Source organism: Mesorhizobium sp. M0496, from assembly GCF_040321205.1.
Classification (GTDB): Bacteria; Pseudomonadota; Alphaproteobacteria; order Rhizobiales; family Rhizobiaceae; genus Mesorhizobium.
Genome location: NZ_JAMYRC010000001.1, coordinates 575,071 through 590,514 on the forward strand (window position 1 = coordinate 575,071; position 15,444 = coordinate 590,514).

Below are 15,444 nucleotides of genomic sequence, written 5' to 3' on the forward strand. Positions count from 1 at the left end.
CGTCTTGACGGTAAGCCGTGCGATCGATTGGCAGAAGAGACAACGGCGCATGGCGTCAGCCCAGCGAGCAACGGATTTAGCGGCGCGGATACCGAATCGGAATCTGCACCACATTCTCCGATCCGGGCAGATCGAACGCCATCGCCAACTGGCGAACGGAGGCCATTTCCACGATCAGTTCTTCGATCGAAAGGTCCGGCAAACCTGTCTTCACCTTCTGCCTCACCCTGGCTGCAAGCTCATGAACCCGCACGGGAACGAAAAGCGGACTGTCATCCAGCAGCTTGCTGATTTCGATCACTACATCGGCGTCGATGTCTTTCGGCAATTCCCGCATGGGCGTCACCTTGGTCTCGAAATGCCCGTCATGTCTTTCGATCCGGGGCGATCAGGGCACTGCCCATCGGGCGATGGTGGAGGCCAGGCGTGCAGGGCGCAGATCAATAGTCAGATACATTGATCCGCCAGCGCTGGCATGTCACGAAAAAACGTCGGTACGGCAATAACCAAGCGGTTTGAGCTCGCAATCCATATGCGTCTTGTTTGAAACGCAGCGCCCGCGGCGGCTCTCTCCCGGTAGAGAGGAACAAAAAATATCGTCCGGAATTGAGATTGATAGATCGGAGGATCGAATGCCATGGACAGCAGGGAAGAGCGCATCAAACGGCGTGCCTACGAGATCTGGGAGCGGGAGGGCCGTCCGACTGGACGCGAGCAGGAGCACTGGGATCAAGCCGTGCAGGAGATAGAGGGAGAAGGTCCGGAAGCCGAACGCGGCCCCATCGTTCCTGACCCGACAGTCAGCGTCGGCTCAAAAAGCTCGAAGGATTGAAGGCTGGCCCGAGCGCCACCCAGGCAACCAAATTCGCGGAGCCCCGTTTGTCGAATATCAGCCAGAGGAGGTTTCGATGAAGAGATCCTTGTCGCTTCTGGTGTTGGCTGCGGCTCTTGCGCTCGGCGCCTGTGATAACAGCATCGAACCGACGAAAGCCAACACCGACGCCGTCAACAAGAACCCGCAGGTCGACCAGGATGCCAGACCCAAGTCGACGACTGGCGGCGACCAGCCGGTTACAGCGCCGGAGAGCAAATGAACCCCGTCTCATCTTGCGATACGCCACTGCTGCGCATCGCCTATCTCGGAGGCGGGCCAGAAAATGGGACGCCCGTTGTCCTGCTGCATGGTTGGCCGGACGACGCGACCACTTACGCGCGCATTTCGCCGGTCCTGCATGAAGCCGGCTTTCGGACGTTTTCGCCGTGGCTGCGAGGTTTTGGAAGGACATCGTTCCTGTCGGAAGAAACCATGCGATCCGGCGAAATTGCTGCAATGGCGCAGGATGTGCTGGACTTTGCCGACGCGCTTGGCCTCAGCCGCTTTGCGGTCGTCGGGCACGACTGGGGAGCACGGATCTCCTACCTCCTGGCCTCGATCTTTCCCGATCGCATCAGTTGCTGTGCCGCGCTATCGCTTGGCTGGCAACCCGGCAAGCCGGTAACGCCAGCGCCTGAACAGGCGAAAGCATTTTGGTATCAATGGTTCATGGCAACAGCGCGCGGCGCCGAGTTCGTGCGAAAGAACCGCAAGGAATTCGCCAGATTCCAATGGGACAGCTGGAGCCCATTGGGCTGGTTCGACGATGCCATTTTCGATGAAGTGGCTGCATCCTTCGAAAATCCGGATTGGCCTGATGTGACGCTGCATTCCTATCGGGTTCGCTGGGGTGAGGCGGAGCCCGATCCCCGCTACGCTGAGCTGGCCCGCCGGCAAACATCGGTCAAGATCATCACGGTGCCGACCTTGACGCTGCATGGTGGCGACGACCGTGTTGTGCTGACCGCATCGTCGGAAGGGCTGGAGGAGCATTTCACTGCGCCCTACAAACGGGTGGTCCTGGATGCGGTCGGGCACTTCCCAACACGTGAGGCCCCACACGAGGTTTCGCGACTGTTGGCGAGCTTTCTCGACAGTTACGGCAGGCAATAAAGTACTTGGCTCGGCAGTCATTCGGCTTCATCGGACAAGCTGGAACCTGATGCATCGCCGCGCATTTCGTCTCCATGGATGGCGGACCGGAACGCCGTCGCGCGATCAATCGGTAGCCAGGGAGAATTTGGATGCAAACTCCAGTCGCAACTACTGAACATCACCAACTGACCATAGAACCGTTTGCCGGCGCGGTGACGGTACGATTTTCCGATGCCATAGTCGCGGCTACGGAGCATGCGAAGATACTCAGGGAAGAGGGACATGAGCCGGTGTTCTATATCCCTTTCGAAGACATCTATTTCGAGCTTTTCGAAAAGACAAACACGACAAGCAGTTCACCGCTGAAGGGAACCGCGAGCTATTGGCGTGTCCATGCTGTCGGTGGTTCGGCCGATGACTTCATGTGGACATACGAGACGCCGGATACGGCAGCGCGGGCCATTGCACGTCATGGCGCTTTCGATCCGGAAAAGGCGCGCATCGATATCGACCCGGTGGAGGACAAACGTCACACGCCACATGTCAGGGAATAGTATCGTTGGACCTCTGGCGGGCATTTGCTAGCGCTCGGAGAATTCCTCGTCGAGGATGCGCAAGGCTTCTTCGTATTTGGCTGTCGAGGCCCCAATTTGCCGTGACTGCCAGATGTTGTCTTCGAGGTCAGCGCGTTTTACCGGCAGCGCCAGCGGATTCGATGCAGCCCGCCGCACGAACGTGAAATAGTCCTCGCCGTCTCTGCGCGACATGGCATCGACCGCAGAAGCAATCGACGGTCCAAAGCCGGTCTCTTCCAGCTTGGCCCGAGACCAGCCTTCGCCTTTTTCCAGGACATCATGCAGATAGGCGACGACTTTCTGATCCATCGTCTCGACAGCGTCGACGACACGTCGGCAATGCTCGATATAGGGTTGCCCGGTCTTGTCGCGCTGCGATGCGTGAACCTCTTCCGCAATCTTGGCCGCTCGATAGAAAATGCTCATCGCCGCTGTCCCGGCCGCTTGTCTAAATGCTAATAAATGGCAGCCATCGGAATTTCTTGCGAGCTCATCTCCAAATCGCTGCCGAGGCCATTGTTCCTTGTCTCAAGGATTTCGTCGGAGCGCCGTTCGCCTCACGGATGCGCTCTACCCGCGAATGGCGTCGATCCATGAGGCGGAAACGTCGATGGCTGATGTCGGTTCCTGAAGCGACGAGGAACGAGTGCCGGCACGGGACGTTCTGATCCATGCCTCCGACAGCAAGGAAAAGCTCGTGAAAGAATCCGACCGGGTACGGATTTCCTGATGTCGATGCCGGGTCTTACATACGGGCCTCTGGGCGACCGCTGCATGCATGTCTGTGTTGACATGCAGCGGCTGTTTGCCGAGCCGTCACAATGGGCAACCCCCTGGATCACTCGCGTCCTGCCTCGCATCGAGAGCTTGGTCGAAAGGAGGGCGCAGCAGACGGTCTTCACGCGCTTCCTGCCTGCCCAGAAGCCGGGGCAGGGTGTCGGCACATGGAAACGCTACTATGAGCGCTGGACCTCGATGACGATCGAAAATATCGGCGACGAAATGGTCGAACTGTTGCCGGCATTGGCCGCTTATTGCCCGCCGGCCGCGGTCATCGACAAGCACATCTACTCGCCCTGGTTTGAGGGCCGGCTCAGGGCTTTTCTGACGGAGCGCGATATCGATACGCTGGTCATCACCGGCGGCGAAACCGACGTATGCGTTCTGGCCACGGTGCTCGGCGCAATCGATTTCGGGTATCGCGTGGTTCTCGTTACGGACGCGCTGTGCAGTTCTTCCGACGCGGCGCATGACGCGCTGCTGACCGTTTATCACCGGCGATTTGCGCAGCAGGTCGAAACGGTCGAGATGGAGATGGTTCTCTCGCATTGGACTTGATGTCGCCGGGCGTCAGCCAGCCAGAAGCAGCGAGTGCTTCTTCGTGCGGTCTGGGGTACCTATCTATCGAGGGAACGGCAGGCATAGGAACAGACGTGGCGCAACGATCGGGAAGTGCTGATCTTCCACTTCACGGTGGACGCGTGCCGAAATGGCTTGGCGACCGCATGACGCGCCTGGGCGCCGTGATGTGCGAGGCGATCATTCATCACTACGGTCGCAACGAGTTGCTGCGCCGGCTGGCGCACCCGTTCTGGTTCCAATCCTTTGGCGCCGTCATGGGCATGGACTGGCACTCGTCCGGCATCACGACCAGCGTCGTCGGCGCCTTGAAACGCGGTCTGACGCCGCTCTCCGGCGAACTTGGCATTCATGTCTGCGGCGGCCGCGGCACGCATTCGCGCAAAACCCCGCATGAACTTGCAATCATCGGCGAGCGTGTTGGTTTTGACGGAGCGGGCCTGGCAACCGTCAGCCGGCTTGTCGCCAAAGTGGACAGCGCCGCCGTCCAGGATGGCTTCGATCTTTATCTGCACGGGTTCATCGTTACCGATGACGGCGACTGGGTCGTGGTCCAGCAAGGCATGAACGGCGACAGCAAGGTGGCGCGCCGCTATCATTGGCTGTCCGAAGGTTTGAAGAGTTTCGTCGATCAGCCGCACACCGCCATTGAGGGCGCCAACCAAGGCGAGATCGTCAATCTGACCGACCGGCGCGCCGAAGCTTCGCGCCAGGGACAGTTGGATCTGTTGCAGGATCTTGGGCCGGATCGCATCCTCAAGGAGTTCGCCGCATTGGAGCGCGGTGCGGCACCGGCAGCGCAACAGCTGTTGCTGCCGCATCTGATCATGCCAGCACATCACGATGTGCGCGAAAGCGATGTCATCATGCGTCGGCTGCATGGAAACATGGCGGCCGCCGCCGAACGTGGCCCTGAGGATTTTTCCGAGCTCCTTCTGGTCCCAGGTGTTGGCGCGCGCACGGGGCGCGCGCTGGCTCTCGTCGCCGAAGTGGTGCATGGCGCGCCATGCCGGTTTTCCGATCCCGGCCGTTTCTCCCTGGCACATGGCGGCAAGGACAGGCACCCATTTCCCGTGCCGCTAAAGGTCTATGATGAGACCATCGGCGTGCTGAAGTCCGCCGTGCAAAAGGCGAAACTTGGTCATGAAGAAGAAATCGGCGCCTTGAGGCGATTGGACGACCAGTCGCGACAGGTCGAGCGATACGTCACCGGCCCCAGCCTGAAGGAAATTGTCGCCGGAGAATTCGACCAGTCGCATCTGCTTGGCGGTCGCAGTGTTTTTGGTTGGGAAGCCGCACCGGACAAGGTGCCGGCGGAGAAGAAGGCGTGACAAGATCGCCTTGAGCGAGCCCAGGCCGGTTTTGGGCTTCACGAGTCCAGATCGATCAAAGCGACGCCGAGTTCGGGACGCTTGCGGCGGCGCAGGTGACCGGGCGCTTCCACCAGGGTGATTTCAAGCGTTGGCCGAACGATGCCGTCGAGCAGATGTCCACCCCGGGTGGTGCCGTCGCTCAATCCGAGCACCGCGTGGATGTGCAGGCTAGGCTTGCCATCGTCGCCGAGCGCTACGTCGCCGATCGCGCTCAGGACCTCGCATTGTTCGTCGATCGGGATTTTGCGATAGGTCTTCGCATTCGGATCAAACCAGCCCACGGTGGCTCTTTCGAAAGCCCCGATGGCGGTCAAGGACGCACTGCCGACTTTCTGGTCGACCGCAAAGGCGGTCAGCGCGGCGAACGCTTCCTCGCCGGGGTCGAGCACCACGACGAATGTCCTTTGTCCGCTGATCTCGTTGACGAGCTGCGATTTCATGCCGGCACTCCCCGTCGCGTTGAGCCTTGTCGGTCTGAGCGGCTTCGTCCAGGTCAATGAACTCGGTGCTCGGCATTCCGCTTCCGTGTTGCTGCAGCTTTCTTTGCCGATTCCGATCGGCTGGCGGCTGACCGTGACGCGGATGCCTGGCCCCCGCTTTTGCCGCCCCTATGCGCCGCGGGATTGCCGGTATGTTTGCCGCGCCCGGAGCCGCCTTCTTTCTTGCCGCCGGCATCGTCCTTGTTGACGGTCGCCCATGCCCGCCTTTCGGCTTCCTGGTCGGAGACCCCGCGCTTCTCATAGCCTTCCGCAATATGATCGGCTTTGCGTTCCTGCTTGTCGGTGTATTTCGACTTGTCGCCTCGTGGCATGACTGTTTCTCCTGTTCTGTAGAGTCTGAGCGGAAACGGAAAGACAGCGCGGGAGTTCCAATCGGAAATTTGGAAACAACCCGATCTCACGAAACTGCCCGGTCATGGCAAGCGGAGATTTCTGCGGACCGGGCGGGACAGATGCTTTTTGCCATTCCTTGGCCAGAATATGAAACCGGGAAAACTATCCTGTTCACCATACCGCCGTGCCCGGTTGACGCGGTCCACAGCACTGGAGACAACGCCGGCCCCCAAACGAACGTTCCGGCGAGCTCCAGTGGGGCGAGGAGTTCCAATCGGAAATTCGCAACATGCACGCAAGGCGTGGAACTATCGCCCGCCGGGCTTGGGTTTGGGAGACCGCAGCAGCAAGGCGAGAGGAACAAACAGGGCGGCCGCGATTGCGCAGTACCGAAAGACGTCGACATAGGCGAGCAGCGACGCCTGGCGCGCGATCAACTGCCCAATCCAGCCGATCGCCTGCTGCTTTGCTTCGACCATCGGTGAGCCCTGAGCGACAAAGTGCTCGGTCACCTGACGCAGCACCTGCTGATAGGCAGGTGACGATTGCGCGGTATGGGCGACAAGGTTCGATTGATGCAGCTGCGCGTTTTGAGCGATCACGGTGTTGGACAATGACACGCCGATGCTGCCGCCGATGTTGCGGGCAACGTTGATCAGCGCCGACGCCTGGTTGGTCTGCTGCGGAGCGAGACCGACGTAAGCCGCTGTCGAAATGGGGATGAACAGGAACGGCAGGCCGATCATCAGGAAGATGCGCGCAAAGGCAAAGAAGCGGAAGCTGGCATCCGGGGTGAGCGACGTCATATGCCACAGGGCGACCACCACAACCGACATGCCCATCATGATCAAATATTTGGGCTGAACGAAGCCGGCGGCAAATCCGGAAATCGGCATCAGCATCAGCATGGCGATACCGCCCGGCATCATCGAAAGGCCCGACAGGGTCGCCGTGTAGTCGAAGGCGGTCTGTTGCAGCTGCGGCATCAGCTGCGTGGTGCTGAACAGCACGGCGCCGACCGCCATCATCACCAGAAATGACGTGCCGAACTGACGGCTGAACAGCAGGCGGATATCGACGATCGGATCGCGGTGGCTGAACTCCCATGGGATGAGCAGCAGGAACGAGATCGCCGAAATCACTGCAAAAGTTGTGATGAAACCCGATGCGAACCAGTCGTTGCGCTGACCTTCATCAAGGAAGATCTCCAGGCAGCCAAGCGCGGTTGCCACCAGGATGAACCCGACCCAGTCGATCCTGAGGCCGCCTTGCAATCGCTCCTGGCGTTCGCGTTCGAGCACGTCCGGTTCGACGACCAGCCACTGCACCAAAGCGAGCGACATGATGCCGAACGGCACGTTGATGAAGAAAATCCAGTGCCAGGAGAAATGGTCGGTCAGCCAGCCGCCGATGGTCGGCCCGACCGTCGGTGCGACGATGACGGCTATGCCGTAGAGGGCGAACGCCTGGGAACGCTTTTCGGGTGGAAAGGTGTCGGCAAGGATGGATTGTTCGCTCGGCGCCATGCCGCCGCCGCCGAGGCCCTGCAGGATCCTGAACAGGATGAGCAATTCCAGATTTGGCGCCAGTCCGCACAGCAGCGATGCGGTGGTGAAGATCGCCACGCACAGCATGTAGTAGCGCTTGCGGCCGATCACGCTGGCCAGCCAGCCGCTAACCGGGATGATCACGGAATTCGCGACCAGATAGGTGGTGATCACCCAGGTGCTTTCGTCCATCCCGGCCGCCAGGCTGCCGGCGATGTTGCGTAGCGCTACGTTGGCGATCGAGGTGTCCAGAACCAGCATGAAGGTCGCGATCGAGACGACGATCGCGATCAGCCATGGATTGCGCCCGCCAGCAGCCGACCGGCTTTCGCTTTGGGCGCCGACCATTTCGCCACTCATCGTACCTTGACCGTCGGCACCACCGACAGTCCCGGACCCAGCAGCACGCCGGGCGGTTTATCGAAGACGATCTTCACCGGCACGCGCTGCACCACCTTGACGAAGTTGCCGGTGGCGTTTTCTGCCGGCAGCAGGCTGAAGGCGGTGCCGCTGCCTGCCTGGATGCTGTCGACGCGGCCATGGAAGGATATTTCCGGATAGGCGTCGATATCGATGTCGACCGGCTGTCCCGGCCGCATCAGATCGAGCTGGGTTTCCTTGAAGTTGGCCTTCACCCAGACCTCATCGGGAACAAACATCATCAGCACCTGGCCGGGCTGGGCATATGTGCCCTTGGCAACCGAAATGCTGGTTGCCCGTCCGGCAACCGGCGCCGTGATGGCCGTGCGAGACAGCGTGGTGCGCGCCTGGTCCTGGTTGGCCTTGGCCTGATCGAGCTTGGCTTCGGCGCTCTTGGTCTGTGCCTGCAAGACCGTGACCTGGCTTTTTGCGGCAGCCAGATTGGCCTCAGCGCTGTCGAGAGCAGCCTGGTCCTGGCGCAGCGTCGACGCAGCCTGCTGTGCCTGCTGTTGGGTGGCCGTGCCGTTGGCCAGAAGTTCACGGTTGCGCTGGTCCTCGGCCTTGGCGAAATCGAGTGCTGCCTGGGCCTGTGCCATCTGCTTCTGCGCTTCGTCGATCTTTGCGTTTTGTGCTTCGATCTGAGCCCCGACATCGACAATGTCGGCCTGCGCCGAGCCCACGCCGGCATCGGCCTGTTTGAGGGCGGCCCGATAGTCGCTGTCGTCGATGCGCAACAGGACGTCGCCCGCCTTGACGGGTTGGTTGTCGGTCACCGCGAGGTCGGTGATACGTCCCGATATCTCGGCGCCGATGGTTATCGTGCGGGCGTCGATGAAGGCATCATCCGTGGATTCATACTGGCGGGCATTCAGCCACCACATGATCAGTCCCACGGCGGCCAGCAACAGCACGATCAGGATTGTAGCGGCCACGTAAGGATGCCGCCGGGGGGAACTCAGGAGGCCGGGCTGCCTTGGTTCGCCGGCCTCCTGGTCGCCGGCTTTTTTTTCACGCGGTTCGCGATCGGAAGACTTGGTCCGCGCCGCATCTTTCCTTCTTTCTGGCGAGGCCTCCGATCTGGCCTTGCTCGAAGTGCCGCGCGTATCTCCGGTTTCGGATTCTTTGGTTTGCGTTTTCGCGTCCACAGGAAACTCTCAAGCAAAGGCGCCGCCCGCTCGTGATTCAAATCAACGACAGCTGTCCACAAAGGTTCCTGACAGGGCTGGCAGAGGTAGTTTGCCTTCGGCAGGGGGAAAACGCCTTGATCAATCAGCCGACAGCGAACCTGACCACCGCGATGAGGATCACAATGCCGACCAGGCCTGCGACGAAGATGATCCGGCGTGTGCGGGTTCGCAGGATGATCTCGCCTTGCCGCGCCTGCTCAGCCGAAAAGACGGGGCCTTCATCACCATTTTGATCGCTGTGTCGATCGCTCCGATCACTGCTCATGATCGTCTCCTTCCTTGGAACCTGTCGAGGACAACCACCGCCCTGCGGCTCAAGTTCCGCATGACCGCCTCTGCAAGAGCAGCGATCACAGCGACGTGAGGAGGGAACTTTGTTTCCCGCGAGCAGTTTGGTCCGCTTGAGACCTCAGCCAGCCGGAAGCCAGCCATGTCCAATTCCACAAATCCCAGCGGCCTGAGCAGACGCTCCTTCATGACGGGCTCTGTTTCGGCAGCAGCGGCAATGCCGCTCATAGCCACGTCGACAAAAGCCGCCGAGCCGCCGACTGCCAAAGCGGCCGCGCCGCGCGATCTGTCGACGATTTCGATGCGGATCAACAAGCAGGCCTACACCCTCGCGCTCGACAATCGCACGAGCCTGCTTGACGCACTGCGCGATCATGTTGGCCTGACCGGCACCAAGAAAGGTTGCGATCACGGTCAGTGCGGCGCCTGCACCGTTCTTGTCGATGGGAAGCGGGTGCTCTCCTGCCTGAGCTTCGCCGTCATGAACCAAGGCCGCGAGGTTGCGACCGTAGAAGGCCTGGCTTCAGCTGACGGAGAGCTGCATCCGGTGCAGCAGGCCTTTGTCGACCATGACGCTTTTCAATGCGGCTACTGCACGCCGGGCCAGATCATGTCGGCCATCGGCTGCATCAACGAAGGCCATGCCGGGTCGGACAATGACATCCGCGAGTATATGAGCGGCAATCTGTGCCGATGCGCTGCCTACCCCAACATCGTCGCGGCGATCGTCCAGGCACGCGACGAGATCAGGAGGGCCTAGGATGCGTCCTTTCGTCTATGAAAGACCAACGAGCGTTTCGGTGGCGATCGCCATGGCGTCCCACCTCGACGCCAGGCATGTTGCGCCAACACAGGCCAATACCCAGTTCATCGCCGGCGGCACCAATCTGGCCGACTACATGAAGCTTGGCGTCGCGCAGCCTGAACGACTGCTCGACCTCAACAATCTTGCCGAGCCTGCCCTGCGGCAGATCAGGGTAAGCGATGATACCATCCGGTTCGGTGCGCTGGTTCGCATGGGCGAGGCAGCTGATAACAATGACGTCAGGCGCCGCTGCCCGCTCCTTGCCGAAAGCTTGAAATTCGCCGCCAGCGGCCAGCTTCGCAATATGGCGAGCCTTGCCGGCAACGTGCTGCAGCGAACGCGCTGCGAGTATTTTCGCGAAACCTCCTGGCCGTGCAACAAGCGTGAGCCCGGTTCCGGCTGCGCCGCGATGGAAGGGCTCAACCGCCAGCATGCCGTGCTCGGCACCAGCGATGCCTGCATCGCTACCTATCACGGCGATTTCGCCCAAGCCCTGATTGCTCTCGATGCGGCCGTCGAGGTGGAGGGACGGCATGGTCCACGCAAGATCCCTTTCGCCAGACTGCATCGGCTTCCCGGCGAGACGCCCAACATCGAGACGGATCTGGCCGCCGATGAAGTCATCGTCGCCATCGATGTTCCGCTCGGCGCATGGAGCCGTCGCTCGCACTACCTGAAGATACGCGATCGCGAATCCTACGCATTCGCGCTGGCCTCGGCGGCGGTTGCGCTGGACATGGATGGAGACACTGTCAGGCACGCGCGTATTGCGCTGGGTGGCGTCGCGACCGTGCCATGGCGTGCGAGGGCGGCGGAGGACGCGCTTCAAGGCAAGGTGTTGCAAGAGGATGGGGCCGAAAAGGCCGCCGCCGCCGCTTTCGCCGATGCCAAACCACGAGAACACAACGCGTTCAAGGTACCGCTCGGCAAGCGCACGCTGGTGCGAGCGTTGCTCGAAACCCGCGACATGAAGGTCTGAGCCATGAACCAAGCCGCGCCAGTTCCAAAAGAAAACCAAGGCGAACCGGTTGTCCGCATAGACGGCAGATTGAAAGTTACCGGACAGGCCAGCTATCCGGCCGACATCGCCACAGCCAATGTCGCTTTTGGTGCTCTTGCCACCAGCAGCATCGCTCGGGGCAAGGTTTCCAAACTCCATACGGACGACGCCAGGGCCGTGCCCGGAGTGCTGGACATCATGACCTTTGGCGACATGGACAAGACCGATACGCCGAAATTTGGCAACACTGGTGCAAGCTCCATAGCACCCCTGCACGACAAGACAATTTTCCATGACGGCCAGATCATCGCGATGGTTGTTGCCGAGACATTCGAGGCGGCGGAAGAAGCGGCGATGTTGATCGGTGCCGATTACGAAGACGACCCGCCCAGCGCCAGCTTCGATTCCAAAGGCGCGAAGGTGGAACCGGCGGCCGGCAAGAGCCCGATGTTGAAGGAGGATGTCAAAGCCGGCGACTTCGACACTGCCTATGCATCCGCTGCCGTCAAGATCGACCAGAAATACTCGACGCCGACCCAACATCACAATCCGATCGAACTGTTCTCGACCACGGCGATGTGGCAAGGCGATCAGCTCACTGTCCATGAGCCAAGCCAGAATGTCACCGGCTGGAAAATCGAACTCGCCCGGCAGTTGAAGATCGATCCAGCCAATGTGCGGATTGTCAGCCCTTACGTAGGTGGCGCCTTCGGCTCCAAGGGGCCGATGACCGCTCGCACGGCAATTGTCGCGGTTGCGGCGCAGCGTGTTGGACGGCCGGTACGCTGCGTCGTCAACCGCATGCAGGCTTTCAACACCCAGACCTATCGCGCCGAGACTCGGCATCGAATTCGCATAGGCGCCGGCAAGGACGGCCGCATCACGGCGTTCGGACATGAGGGCTGGGAGGTGACATCACGCCCTGACTCTTATGTCGTCGGCGGCACGTCAGCCACCGGCCGCATGTACAACTATGGCTCGGTGCTCACTCACGTCTCGCTCGTCCATGCCGATCGCAACACACCGGGCTACATGCGCTCGCCGCCCGAGACGCCCTATGTCTACGCGCTCGAAAACGCCATGGACGAAATGGCCGTGGCGCTCGGCATGGATCCCGTCGAGTTTCGGCGTGTCAACGAGCCTGAAAAAGAGCCGATCGGCGGCAAGCCGTTCTCCAGCCGGTCGCTGGTCAAATGCTACGACCAGGCTGCGCAAGCCTTCGGCTGGTCGAAGCGCGATACCGCGGTTGGGTCGATGCGCGACGGCGACTGGCTGGTCGGCATGGGTTGCGCGACCGCCATCTACCCAACGGCCAGCGCGCCATGCGCGGCCCGTGTCCGCCTGACGGCCGATGGCCAGGTTCGCGTTCAGTGCGGCTCGCATGAGATCGGCACCGGTGTGCGCACCGTGGCAGGCCAGATGGCGGCAGAACGTCTTGGGATAGGGATGGACAAGGTCAGCGTCGAGATGGGCGACAGCGCCTTGCCGCCAGCGCCGGTCTCGGGCGGCTCGATTTCGACTGCCAGCGTCTGCTCGGCGGTTCTGAAGGCCTGTGACGCCGTGCGCGGAAAACTTTTCGCGGCAGCCGTTGCTGGAGACGGGCCATTGGCTGGTTCCGGCAATGCGAAGCTGGAAATGGAGCAAGAGAAGATCGTGGCCAGCGGCGGCAAATCCGCCAAGCTGTCGGATGTCTTCAAGGCGATGCAGATCGGTGCGATAGAAGAATATGCCGAATTTGCGCCAAAGGGTTCGACGCCGGAAGCACTGAAGAAACTTTATGCCGGGCAGGCGGAATTCCACGGCGGCGATCAGGACAAGGATTCGGTGAAATATGCCTTTGGCGCCGAGTTCGTCGAAGTCCGCATCAACAGTTACACACGCGAGATCCGGGTGCCGCGCATCGTCGGTGCCTTTGCCGCGGGGCGTATCATGAACACGCGCACCGCGCGCAGCCAACTGATGGGTGGCATGATCTGGGGTATTGGCCAGGCCCTTCACGAGGCGACGGAAATCGACCGGCGCAACGCCCGCTATGTCAATCGTGACCTGCAGGATTATCTGGTGCCGGTCAACGCGGACATCAAACAGGTCGACGTCATCCTTGTTCCGGAGGTCGATCTGGACGTCAATCCAGCCGGCGTCAAGGGATTGGGCGAACTTGGCAATGTCGGGACGGCGGCGGCTGTCGCGAGCGCCGTGTACCATGCCACTGGCAAGCGCATTCGCGATCTGCCGATCAGGATAGACCAACTGATCATTTGAGGTTTTTGAACACTGGCTATTCCTCCGGCGCCGTGGCGGGTGCCGTATATCGCCGCCGGACCGCGTCGAGCACGCGCTTGCGGCTTTCCTCGGCTGAAAGCGTTTCGTCCTTTTCCGCCCCGGCCGTTTCCCGTGCCAGCTCCTTGTCCCTGATCTGCTGGCGGAACCATTTGGAGTAGTCGCCGGCGCGCAGGTGAAACTCCCAGGTCCTGTCGTCTATGCCCTCAGCCATCTGGACGAAAATCATCAGATTGTGGGCCCTGAGATTCATCGCGTCGTCGGGACCGTGGAAATAGAAGCTGCCCGCCTCATCGAGTTGCCCCTCGGCATATTTGCGGCTGTGCCGCTTGAGCGATTGGCGTGGCTCGATCACCTTGACCATAGCGAGTTTCTTGCGTTTCTGCGGTCGCCAGAACAATACGAGTTCACCCTTGGGCGAGGAAATTTCCTTTGGCGGCTCGATGCCGGTCTCTTTGCAAAAGACCTTCACGACGTCCTTCGCCTTGGGGCCAAGCGCAATGATGGCCGTCACCAGGCGCAAGGCGTCGGTCGAGATCGCTTCCGGGTGAACAGTGATCAGGATCGTGCCCGGCAATTCCAGTGACAGGACCGTCCGGGTATCATCGCGCCGCTTGGGCAGGAGATGGTGTGCTTCGTCGATGACGAGCCAATGCGGTCTCGCGGTGCGACGGCGGAAACTGCTGAGGCCAGGCAGCAGGTCGGCAAAGAAATCCGGCCGCTCATTGACGCGCAGGGCCAGTCCATTGACGACGATGTTGCTATCGGCCTTGGCGATCAGATCCAGCACTTGCGCCTTTGTCGGCGCGCTGGAGCCGTCTCCTAGCCGAACGGCGTCTTCTAGACCGTCATAGTCGCCCTCGGGATCGAACACGCAGAACTGAAACCGGCTCTCGACGAAGCGCTCCGTCAGCGCGGTGGCCAGGGTGGATTTGCCGATGCCCGAACTGCCGGCGATGAGGACCGTATCGGTTGGCGACAAATAGATCTCGTCGCCGCCGGCTGATCCGAGAACGATGCCGTCATGGCGCCTCGGCACGATCTCATGATCGCGCTTGATCAGCTTGTCGACCAGTTCCTCCACGCCCTTCCCACGGGCGCCACGCATGACCAGATCGGCGGTGGTCTTGACCGCGGGAATTGCATTGTCGACGGCGACGCTGCAGCCACATGCCTGCAGGAAGGCATGGTCGTTCTCGGCGTCGCCGACACCCACCACATTGTGTGGTGACAACCGAAGATCCTGCAGTGCCGCGGTCAGTCCGGTGGCTTTGTTGATGCCGCTCGGCAGGATCATCACCGCGCCCTTGTTGAAGATGATTTCCAGCTCCAGCCCCAGTTTCTTGATGACCTCGAGCACGGTGGCCTGATGGGGCTCCCAGGTAGCGACGATCGATCGCCCGATCGAAAGCGGCTTGACGCCGTGCTTCTTCAGCTTGGCGACGAATTTGGGTTCCGGCGATGGCGAAATCACCCGTTCTTCCTCGCTGGCCGGTGTGTAGATCAGCGCTCCATTCTCGGCGACGACCTTGTCGAACAGGCCGATTTCGGGAAAGACGCGCTTCAAATCGGGCAGTTCGCGCCCGGTGACCAGAACCAGCTTGCGGCCACTTTTCTTGAACTGCTCAAGGGCAACGAGCGTTTTCGTGGCGACGATTCCGTCATGAGCCAGTGTGCCGTCATAGTCCGTCGCCAACGCAATGAAATACATTCTGCCGACCTTTCACAGTTCCGGTTCGCGTTCCGGTTAGAACGTGTGATCGAGACAAAGGCTCCCACCGGAAGTGGATCGCAGGGTTTCGAAAGAG

General features: G+C 60.8%; 17 protein-coding genes. 9 read left to right on the plus strand and 8 right to left on the minus strand.

Features of this window, described 5'->3' with window-relative positions; translation table 11 throughout:
• Positions 1-76 precede the first annotated feature (76 nt).
• Positions 77-337 carry a hypothetical protein gene (locus NKI73_RS02845; RefSeq protein WP_352627210.1) on the minus strand — a complete coding sequence of 87 codons (261 nt, stop codon included), beginning with the start codon at positions 335-337 and terminating at the stop codon, positions 77-79.
• A gap of 300 nt (positions 338-637) precedes the next feature.
• On the opposite strand from NKI73_RS02845, the gene NKI73_RS02850 reads away from it, so the two are divergent.
• The 4 genes from NKI73_RS02850 to NKI73_RS02865 all read left to right on the plus strand — a co-directional run bounded on the left by NKI73_RS02850 (position 638) and on the right by NKI73_RS02865 (position 2,523).
• Positions 638-832 carry a DUF2934 domain-containing protein gene (locus tag NKI73_RS02850; RefSeq protein ID WP_352627212.1) on the plus strand — a complete coding sequence of 65 codons (195 nt, stop codon included), beginning with the start codon at positions 638-640 and terminating at the stop codon, positions 830-832.
• 76 nt (positions 833-908) lie between these two features.
• Complete coding sequence (locus tag NKI73_RS02855; protein ID WP_352627213.1) at positions 909-1,094, plus strand: hypothetical protein; 186 nt, start codon at positions 909-911, stop codon at positions 1,092-1,094.
• Positions 1,091-1,987, plus strand: coding sequence for an alpha/beta fold hydrolase (locus NKI73_RS02860; RefSeq protein WP_352627215.1), 897 nt, complete (start codon positions 1,091-1,093; stop codon positions 1,985-1,987). The genes NKI73_RS02855 and NKI73_RS02860 overlap by 4 nt, the downstream gene beginning before the upstream one ends.
• A gap of 131 nt (positions 1,988-2,118) precedes the next feature.
• The gene (locus NKI73_RS02865; protein ID WP_352627217.1) at positions 2,119-2,523 is read left to right on the plus strand and encodes a DUF427 domain-containing protein; all 405 of its coding nucleotides are present in this window, start codon (positions 2,119-2,121) and stop codon (positions 2,521-2,523) included.
• Positions 2,524-2,550: 27 nt separating this feature from the next.
• Here the strand turns inward: NKI73_RS02865 and NKI73_RS02870 are convergent, their stop codons facing one another.
• On the minus strand, positions 2,551-2,970 hold the full coding sequence (locus NKI73_RS02870) for an HD domain-containing protein (RefSeq protein ID WP_352627218.1): 420 nt from the start codon (positions 2,968-2,970) through the stop codon (positions 2,551-2,553).
• Between the two features lie 303 nt (positions 2,971-3,273).
• On the opposite strand from NKI73_RS02870, the gene NKI73_RS02875 reads away from it, so the two are divergent.
• Both NKI73_RS02875 and NKI73_RS02880 read left to right on the plus strand, forming a co-directional pair.
• The gene (locus NKI73_RS02875; protein ID WP_352627219.1) at positions 3,274-3,882 is read left to right on the plus strand and encodes a cysteine hydrolase family protein; all 609 of its coding nucleotides are present in this window, start codon (positions 3,274-3,276) and stop codon (positions 3,880-3,882) included.
• Between the two features lie 95 nt (positions 3,883-3,977).
• Positions 3,978-5,234 (plus strand): DUF763 domain-containing protein, encoded by a 1,257-nt coding sequence (locus NKI73_RS02880; RefSeq protein WP_352627220.1) that lies wholly within the window; start codon positions 3,978-3,980, stop codon positions 5,232-5,234.
• Positions 5,235-5,272: 38 nt separating this feature from the next.
• On the opposite strand, the gene NKI73_RS02885 is transcribed toward NKI73_RS02880, so the two are convergent.
• The 5 genes from NKI73_RS02885 to NKI73_RS02905 all read right to left on the minus strand — a co-directional run bounded on the left by NKI73_RS02885 (position 5,273) and on the right by NKI73_RS02905 (position 9,528).
• Positions 5,273-5,716 (minus strand): PPC domain-containing DNA-binding protein, encoded by a 444-nt coding sequence (locus NKI73_RS02885; protein WP_352627221.1) that lies wholly within the window; start codon positions 5,714-5,716, stop codon positions 5,273-5,275.
• A gap of 53 nt (positions 5,717-5,769) precedes the next feature.
• Complete coding sequence (locus NKI73_RS02890; RefSeq protein WP_352627223.1) at positions 5,770-6,087, minus strand: plasmid stabilization protein; 318 nt, start codon at positions 6,085-6,087, stop codon at positions 5,770-5,772.
• A gap of 330 nt (positions 6,088-6,417) precedes the next feature.
• Positions 6,418-8,004 carry a DHA2 family efflux MFS transporter permease subunit gene (locus NKI73_RS02895; RefSeq protein ID WP_352627225.1) on the minus strand — a complete coding sequence of 529 codons (1,587 nt, stop codon included), beginning with the start codon at positions 8,002-8,004 and terminating at the stop codon, positions 6,418-6,420.
• Between the two features lie 8 nt (positions 8,005-8,012).
• A complete protein-coding gene (locus tag NKI73_RS02900; protein ID WP_352627227.1) occupies positions 8,013-9,008 on the minus strand; it encodes an HlyD family secretion protein in 996 nt (331 codons plus the stop codon).
• 337 nt (positions 9,009-9,345) lie between these two features.
• Positions 9,346-9,528 (minus strand): hypothetical protein, encoded by a 183-nt coding sequence (locus tag NKI73_RS02905; RefSeq protein ID WP_352627229.1) that lies wholly within the window; start codon positions 9,526-9,528, stop codon positions 9,346-9,348.
• A gap of 165 nt (positions 9,529-9,693) precedes the next feature.
• Here NKI73_RS02905 and NKI73_RS02910 point away from each other — a divergent pair, with 165 nt between their 5' ends.
• From NKI73_RS02910 to NKI73_RS02920, 3 genes are read left to right on the plus strand one after another with little or no spacing between them, the layout of a single operon-like run.
• Positions 9,694-10,311, plus strand: a complete 618-nt coding sequence (locus NKI73_RS02910) for a (2Fe-2S)-binding protein (protein ID WP_352627231.1) — start codon at positions 9,694-9,696, stop codon at positions 10,309-10,311.
• A gap of 1 nt (position 10,312) precedes the next feature.
• Complete coding sequence (locus NKI73_RS02915; RefSeq protein ID WP_352627233.1) at positions 10,313-11,335, plus strand: FAD binding domain-containing protein; 1,023 nt, start codon at positions 10,313-10,315, stop codon at positions 11,333-11,335.
• Between the two features lie 3 nt (positions 11,336-11,338).
• Positions 11,339-13,618, plus strand: coding sequence for a xanthine dehydrogenase family protein molybdopterin-binding subunit (locus tag NKI73_RS02920; RefSeq protein WP_352627235.1), 2,280 nt, complete (start codon positions 11,339-11,341; stop codon positions 13,616-13,618).
• 16 nt (positions 13,619-13,634) lie between these two features.
• Here NKI73_RS02920 and NKI73_RS02925 read toward each other — a convergent pair whose 3' ends face one another.
• Complete coding sequence (locus NKI73_RS02925) at positions 13,635-15,347, minus strand: HAD family hydrolase (protein WP_352627237.1); 1,713 nt, start codon at positions 15,345-15,347, stop codon at positions 13,635-13,637.
• Positions 15,348-15,444: the final 97 nt, after the last annotated feature.

Coding starts and splice junctions, on each gene's coding strand:
- NKI73_RS02845 (WP_352627210.1), bottom strand. CDS start 337: ATGCGGGAATTGCCGAAAGACATCGACGCCGATGTAGTGATCGAAATC.
- NKI73_RS02850 (WP_352627212.1), top strand. CDS start 638: ATGGACAGCAGGGAAGAGCGCATCAAACGGCGTGCCTACGAGATCTGG.
- NKI73_RS02855 (WP_352627213.1), top strand. CDS start 909: ATGAAGAGATCCTTGTCGCTTCTGGTGTTGGCTGCGGCTCTTGCGCTC.
- NKI73_RS02860 (WP_352627215.1), top strand. CDS start 1,091: ATGAACCCCGTCTCATCTTGCGATACGCCACTGCTGCGCATCGCCTAT.
- NKI73_RS02865 (WP_352627217.1), top strand. CDS start 2,119: ATGCAAACTCCAGTCGCAACTACTGAACATCACCAACTGACCATAGAA.
- NKI73_RS02870 (WP_352627218.1), bottom strand. CDS start 2,970: ATGAGCATTTTCTATCGAGCGGCCAAGATTGCGGAAGAGGTTCACGCA.
- NKI73_RS02875 (WP_352627219.1), top strand. CDS start 3,274: ATGTCGATGCCGGGTCTTACATACGGGCCTCTGGGCGACCGCTGCATG.
- NKI73_RS02885 (WP_352627221.1), bottom strand. CDS start 5,716: ATGAAATCGCAGCTCGTCAACGAGATCAGCGGACAAAGGACATTCGTC.
- NKI73_RS02890 (WP_352627223.1), bottom strand. CDS start 6,087: ATGCCACGAGGCGACAAGTCGAAATACACCGACAAGCAGGAACGCAAA.
- NKI73_RS02895 (WP_352627225.1), bottom strand. CDS start 8,004: ATGGTCGGCGCCCAAAGCGAAAGCCGGTCGGCTGCTGGCGGGCGCAAT.
- NKI73_RS02905 (WP_352627229.1), bottom strand. CDS start 9,528: ATGAGCAGTGATCGGAGCGATCGACACAGCGATCAAAATGGTGATGAA.
- NKI73_RS02910 (WP_352627231.1), top strand. CDS start 9,694: ATGTCCAATTCCACAAATCCCAGCGGCCTGAGCAGACGCTCCTTCATG.
- NKI73_RS02915 (WP_352627233.1), top strand. CDS start 10,313: ATGCGTCCTTTCGTCTATGAAAGACCAACGAGCGTTTCGGTGGCGATC.
- NKI73_RS02920 (WP_352627235.1), top strand. CDS start 11,339: ATGAACCAAGCCGCGCCAGTTCCAAAAGAAAACCAAGGCGAACCGGTT.
- NKI73_RS02925 (WP_352627237.1), bottom strand. CDS start 15,347: ATGTATTTCATTGCGTTGGCGACGGACTATGACGGCACACTGGCTCAT.